Annotated in this window: 4 protein-coding genes; 1 reads left to right on the forward strand and 3 read right to left on the reverse strand. The window is 68.9% G+C overall.

Annotated elements, in window-relative coordinates; translation table 11 throughout:
* Positions 1 to 842: 842 nt before the first annotated feature.
* From VGT00_03145 to VGT00_03155, 3 genes are all read right to left on the reverse strand, one after another.
* The gene (locus VGT00_03145) at positions 843 to 1,610 is read right to left on the reverse strand and encodes a hypothetical protein (protein ID HEV8530395.1); all 768 of its coding nucleotides are present in this window, start codon (positions 1,608 to 1,610) and stop codon (positions 843 to 845) included.
* 13 nt (positions 1,611 to 1,623) lie between these two features.
* A complete protein-coding gene (locus tag VGT00_03150; protein ID HEV8530396.1) occupies positions 1,624 to 2,865 on the reverse strand; it encodes a sodium:proton antiporter in 1,242 nt (413 codons plus the stop codon).
* 80 nt (positions 2,866 to 2,945) lie between these two features.
* On the reverse strand, positions 2,946 to 5,045 hold the full coding sequence (locus tag VGT00_03155; protein ID HEV8530397.1) for an alpha/beta hydrolase domain-containing protein: 2,100 nt from the start codon (positions 5,043 to 5,045) through the stop codon (positions 2,946 to 2,948).
* Positions 5,046 to 5,549: 504 nt separating this feature from the next.
* Between VGT00_03155 and VGT00_03160 the strand changes: the two genes are divergently transcribed.
* On the forward strand, positions 5,550 to 6,410 hold an 861-nt coding region (locus tag VGT00_03160; GenBank protein ID HEV8530398.1), incomplete at its 3' end, for an NAD(P)-dependent oxidoreductase.

Genomic DNA, 6,410 nt, shown 5'->3' on the forward strand with positions numbered 1-6,410 from the left:
GAACTCCCAGGATCGCTCTGTTCCTGGGCGGCGGCGGCATTCTGGCATCTGCCTTGTAGTCCGGTTGCTTGTGCGGACGACCATAAGGGAGGAGATCACGTGAGGAATGAATTCTTCCGGGTGGCGATAGTGCTGGCGGTAACGATGACGCTGAGCAGTATTGTTCCGGTGGTCGATTCGTGGGCCTGGAGCAGTGGCAGCGGAAGCAGCGGTGGGAGCGCAGGGAGCGGCAGCGGCGGATCAGGAGGCGGAAGTGGTGGGACCGGAGGCGCCGGCGGTGGTGGATCAGGGAGCGGCGCTGGGGGCAGCAGTGCCAGCGGCGGAAGCGGTGCTGGAGCAGGCGGCAGCGGGGCAAGCGGAGGCGGAAGCGGTGCCGCAGCAGGAGGCGGCGCGGGCGGCGGCAGCGGCGCGGGAAGTGCAAACGGCGGCGATAGCGGGGCGGGCGGGGGCAGCTCCGTCGCGGTAGGCGCAGGGAGCCCTCCGGGAGATGCATGGGTTCGAGAGAACGCGCAGCGCGGCAATTTCTTGGCTTCGGTGGGCGCGTTCTCCTTCAGCCAACCCGCGCCGGCTTTTCGAATGACGCCGGCCCAGGAGCGGACATGGGACACGTTTCGCGCGTGCGCTCCGAATGGGGCGTTGATCGATCAGCTTCGCGTCGACGGCTCGTTTTCCTTTCAAGCGACGCTGCAATCCGACGTGCGTGTGATCAAGTCCTGCATGACTCGGGTCGGATACCGGTTCGACTACTGAGGCACGCCTTCGTGCTCCATGAGCGCCGCGCGACTCGGCGCTCGTGGAGCTCGGCACACGCGGCTTCCACGCTCTGCCCCGCTCGCGCTTGATCATGGAGTGCGAGTGGCCGAGCCCCACCAGAGCACCGCCATCTGGATGGGGATCACGGAGGCGAGGGCGAGCGCGAAGCCGAGCCACTTGCCGAGCGGGACGAGGGCCAGCGTCGTCACCAGACAGAAGGCCGCGAAGCTCCACATGCCGGGGAAGAACCCGCGCAGGAACCGGATGGTCGTGGGCGGGCCCTGCTGGGCATGCGTGAAGGCCATCAGGATGGTCAGGGCGATGGGGAAAGGCGTGAGGGCGCCGCTCAGGGTGGGGCCGAGGCGGCGCGCGAGGGCGGTCGTGGTCAGCACGAGCGCGACGGCCGAGATCATTCGCAGGGGCAGGTCCCAGGCCGTGCGGGGGGCCGGCGGAGCGCCCCCGCGTGCGGAGGGCAGGAGCGCTCGGGCGAGCATGAAGCTTGCGAGGGCGGCGGCGAACGCCGTCAAGGCTGCCCAGTGGACGCGGTGCAGGACGAGAATGAGAAGGACGAAGCTTCCCCAGCTCGCGGTCAGGCTCATCCACCATGGGGCGCGCAGGCAGGCCCACGCATAGGCGAGGCCGGAGGCCGCCACGGCGATCAGGCTCACGAGCGTGGCGCGGGCCGCCTCCGCGGCGAAGACCTCGCTCTGCTCGATGGACAGGAAGAAGAGCACGGGACCGGCCACGAGGGGAAAGCTGGCGAGGACGCCGCCCACGCGCGGCCCCCAGCGTCGCCCCGCCAGCGTGACCGAGATGATCAGCGTGGGGACGACGATGATCTTCAGAAGGAGCAGCACGCGGCCGGGAGCCTCAGAAGAAGAGGAAGGTGACGGCCACGAAGAGGGGGATCAGGACGAGCCCGCTGTAGAGCATGTAGCCGAAGAAGCTCGGCATCTTGACTCCCGCCTCCTCGGCGATCGACTTGACCATGAAGTTGGGCGCGTTGCCGATATAGGTGTTGGCGCCCATGGCCACCGCGCCCACGCTGATGGCGGTAAGGATGGCTCCCGGCACGCCGACCACGTCGGGGGGCAGTCCCAGGCCCTGCCCGAGGGCCAGGAACGCGAGGTAGGTCGGCGCATTGTCGAGGAATGACGACAGCAAGCCGGTGGCCCAGAAGAGCTGCCAGGGCTGTCGCACGCCCAGCTCATGCCCTCGCGAGTGCAACAGCTCGAGAGCAGGAATCATCGTCAGAAAGATGCCGAAGAAGAGCACGGCAACCTCGACGATGGGATAGGCCGTGAAGCCATTGGCGCGACGGATCTCCCGGGGTGTCTGCCAGAGCGAGATCGCGGCCAGCGCCAGCATAACCAGCTCGCGCACGGGCTCTCGCAAGAAGGCCACCGCGAGGACAACGCCGGCCAGCCAGAGCGCGTTGAGGGCGCCGCGCACGCGCAGGGGCTCGACCCGGGCCCGATCGCGGCGAATCGCCTCGACACGCTCTCGCACATATTGCGTCGAGTCCCAGACGAAGTACACGAGCAAGAGGGCCCCCACCATCAGGAGCCAGTGCGGCCATAGCCGGAACGTCCACGTGAAGGGGACACCCTGGAGGTAACCGAGAAAGAGCGGGGGATCGCCGAGCGGCGTGAGCATGCCGCCGATGTTCGAAACGAGGAAGATGAAGAAGATCACGGTGTGCTTGACCCGGGCCCGCTCCCGGTTCGTCTGGAGGAGCGGCCGGATGAGAAGCATGGAGGCGCCGGTCGTACCGACCACCGAAGCGAGCACGGAGCCCGCGGCGAGGAATCCTGTATTGGTCAGGGGCGTGGCGACCAGGTCGCCCCGGAGGAGCACGCCACCCGAGATGACGTACAGAGCGGCGAGGAGAATGATGAACGAGACATACTCCTCGCCCATTCGCACGAGGGCGCCGGGTCTGCGCATCAAGTAGAGGGTGAGGACGGGCACGCCCAGGAGGCAGGCGACCAGGAGCTTGTTACGGTTGCGTTCCCACCAGTGCGGTGTCCAGAGCGGGAGTATCGCGATCGAGAGGAGCATGAGGACAAAGGGCATGACCGTGTAAAGCGGCAGCGCGGACTGGGGACTCAAGGGCGCCTTTTCCGGCTCAGGGCGAGCCGCGTCATTGTACGGCGTGAGGCCTGACGCCGATACGTACTAGCGCATCGGGGTCACGGGTGGGACTTGGAGCGCGGGCCGTCCGCGGCTCCCGCGCCCCGGTAGTCCCACATTCGCGCGGCGAGCGTCACCGAGAGCTCGATGTCCTCTTCGAGGAGATAGCGGCGCGCGGAGAGCTCGCGCCCCGCCCGCCGCACTTGCTCCAGATAGCTCTCGCGCGAGCGATAGCGCTCCTCGATGGAGATCCGCGGATCGCCGGTCGCCTCTCGCTCTTCGCGTGTCCGCGGGAAGAACAGGGTGGAGCCGACGAAGACGAGGAGCTGCTCTGGGCATCCGATCTCGGGATGGCGCGGATTCCATCCGGTGTGCGTGGCCAGGGGCACCGCGAGCTCCGGCACCGCGATGCCGCCGACCTCGTTACCGTCGGCGTCCACGGCGGACACGCGCGAGCCGTAGGCGCCGCCGCGGCGCGGCGGGATCGTGGGCGTCTCGCGAAGCTCACCGTGGGCGCCGAAGTCCAGGCGCAAGGGCCGCGGGTGGTGCCGGGGATAGTGCGCCTCGGGGATGGCATCGAAGACCTTGGCCAGCTCCTCGGGCGCCGCCGCGCTGCCGTCGGTGACGCGGGGATGGACGCTCGGGGGCGGCTCCACGCCGTCGGCCACCCAGCGGTCGAGGTTGACCAGGCACGCGCGCAGCAGCCGGGAATAGTCGACGACGCCGCGCAGGTTCTGGGAGTGGTCGACGGCGCCGGTGGGATCGGCGGCGGCGATCTGCCGGTCGGTGGGCGGCCAGGCCCCGAGGCTGTGCTCCGTTCCCGCGTAGAGGTAGATGCGGGTGTTCGGGCCGTGAGCGACGTCGCGGCCGCCGTCGGGATCGGTGTGGATCAGCGAGGCGTCTCCGCGGTGGTACTCGGCCGACGTGTTCGTGTACATGATCTTGAGCCGGCTCCGCCGTGCGTCGATCCGGCGATGGAGCGCATCCGAATGGCCCGTCTCCGGATCTCGTTGGGTCACGTCGGTGAAGGGAAACAGGTGCGCCATCATCTGGGGCCGGTCCTTCGAGTTCTGGCCGAATCGCTGGTTGAACTCTCCCCGGAGGCCGCCGGGCACATTGGCGATGATCCCGTCCAGCCCCTCGCGGCCCTGCTCGTCGAGGTTGAGGTCGTAGTAGACGTAGGTGCGAAGCAGCCGTCCCGTCTGCGATCGGCCGTATCCGTAGACATGGCGGAGGCGGCCGGGCGCCGGATTCCCCTCGGCCGCCGTGCCGTGCTTGATCCACGAGGCCGCCTCGCGGAGCGCGGCGGGGCCGAGTCCCATGACCGGCGCGCCGAGCGCGGTGTAGGCGATCCGGTAGAGCCGGCCTTTCTCGAAGCCGCCGTCGAGCGTGACGTGACCGGCATCGGGCACGACGCGCTCACCGGATCCGGGGGGGAGCGCATGCTGCCGCTCCTCCCCCGGTCCCCCCCACCAGCCTTGCCCTCCCGTCACCCTCGCGAAGCGCCAGCGCTCGCGCGGGATGGGGACCGGCTCGGCGTCCGGCTGATCTTGCACGGTGAGCTGCGCGTCACCCTCGTCGAGGTCGGCGGCGGGATAGGGCCGGTGACCGCGATCGGACAGGAGCATGGACGCCGCGGGCACGTGGCTCTGGAGCTGCGTGTAGACGCGGCCCGTGATGGGCCGGCCGTCAGGGTGGAGCGCGTCGGGGCCGTGCAGGCGCAGGAGGCCGGGCAGATCCGGCAGGTCACCCTGCCAGGCGCAGGAGAGCACGACGAAGCCGCGGCGCATGAGGAAGCCGTCCCCGGTATCGATGGGCGGATCGGGGTCCGAGTTCGGGCCGAAGACCGGCCGCGTGGCGCGATTGAAGTTCGGGACGGCGATGGTATTGCCCCGGTTGACGACGTCGAGCACCACTCCGCCGCGGCATCGCGTGCGGTCCACCGGCACGAGCAACGAGACCTCGGAGGAGAACGTCACGCACCCCGCCGGATCCCGCGGCGCCCGCTCCACGTCCGTGATGCGGGTGTTCGACGGGTGCAGGGGATCGATCGTGAAGTGCAGCCGCCCCTTGAGCTCTTCGTACGCGCCCGTGTCGCCGAAGGCGGCCCCGTCGGCCAGCGGGCGCCGCAGCGTGATCTCGAACCGTGTCACCGGCATCCATCGCTCCTTCTCTCGCGGGTCGTGGTCATCGTCATGCCATACTTCGTCAAGGGGGCAATCTTACCTCGCTATCCGCTCCCGGAGGGAGCGGGTTGTTGGGGAGGGCCGTGTGGGGAGACTTCACGCCGTGATCGCGTTAGCGCTCCTGGCGGGCGGATGCGCGTCGGGCGGGCCATCGTGCCCGGCAGCGAAGTCCGGCTCGTTCTCGGGCTGGGGCAGCGGCGGCAGCAATGCCTTCATGTTTGGCCTTCACCGCCCGTGGGGCTGCGCGGACCGCTCCGCTGCTCCCCCACGACCCCCCGCACCCCCGGCCGCTCCCCCCTCGGCAGACCCCACCTCAGAACCGGCCCCGTCCTCTTCAGGCTCCGGCCTTCCTCGTTGACGTCCGCCGCGCGGGTCCTGTCCCCGCGGTAGACCTCGAGAGAGTCGGAGGCTATACTCGGGCCGCCTCCACGATCGAAGTGCTGATGTTCTTCGAGTCACCGAGCAAAGGAGCTGACCATGGCCGTTTCCGTCGGGTTCATCGGTGTCGGCAACATGGGCAATCCCATGGCGTCCAATATTCTCAAGAACGGCTTCAAGATGAAGATCTTCGACCTGATCCCGAAGGCGATGGAGAATCTCGTCCAGGCTGGAGCTCAGCGCTCGGCCTCCGCACGCGAGGTGGTCGAGGGCTCCGAGATCGTGCTCACGTGCCTGCCCGCCTCGCCTGACGTCGAGGCGCTCTACCTCGACGCGGGCGGCCTCGTCGAGTGCGCCAAGCCCGGGACCATCTTGATCGATCTGAGCAGCGTGCTGCCCTCCACGCCGCGCAAGATCGAGCCTCGCGCCCGGGACCGGGGCGTGCACTTCCTGGAATCGCCGGTGAGCGGCGGCGTCAGCGGCGCGCGCGCGGCGACGCTGGCCGTCATGGTCGGGGGCGATGGCGAGGTCCTCAAGCGCGCCGAACCGGTCCTGCGCTCCCTCGGCCCCAACATCTTCCACGTCGGACCGGTGGGAGCCGGCAATACCGTCAAGGCCATCAACAACATGATGGCCTGCGTCAACTCGCTGGCCATGATGGAGGGGGTGGTGCTCGGCGTGAAGGCGGGCCTCGATCCGATGACGATCTACGAGGTCGTCAAGGCCTCCAGCGGAGGCAGCAAGGCGCTCGAGCGGATCCCGCGCGCGCTGATCCCGCGCGACTTCGAGCCGGGATTCAAGGTGGCGTTGATGAACAAGGACCTCGACACCTTCACCACGATCGCCAAGGAGCTGCACGTGCCGGTCAGCTTCGCGAACGTCGCGCAGCGCTACCAGCAAGCTGCGATGGCGGCCGGACTCGCCGACCAGGACACGTCGGCCGCGCTCATGGTCATCGAG

This window comes from Candidatus Methylomirabilota bacterium, from assembly GCA_036002485.1.
Taxonomy (GTDB): Bacteria; Methylomirabilota; Methylomirabilia; order Rokubacteriales; family CSP1-6; genus AR37.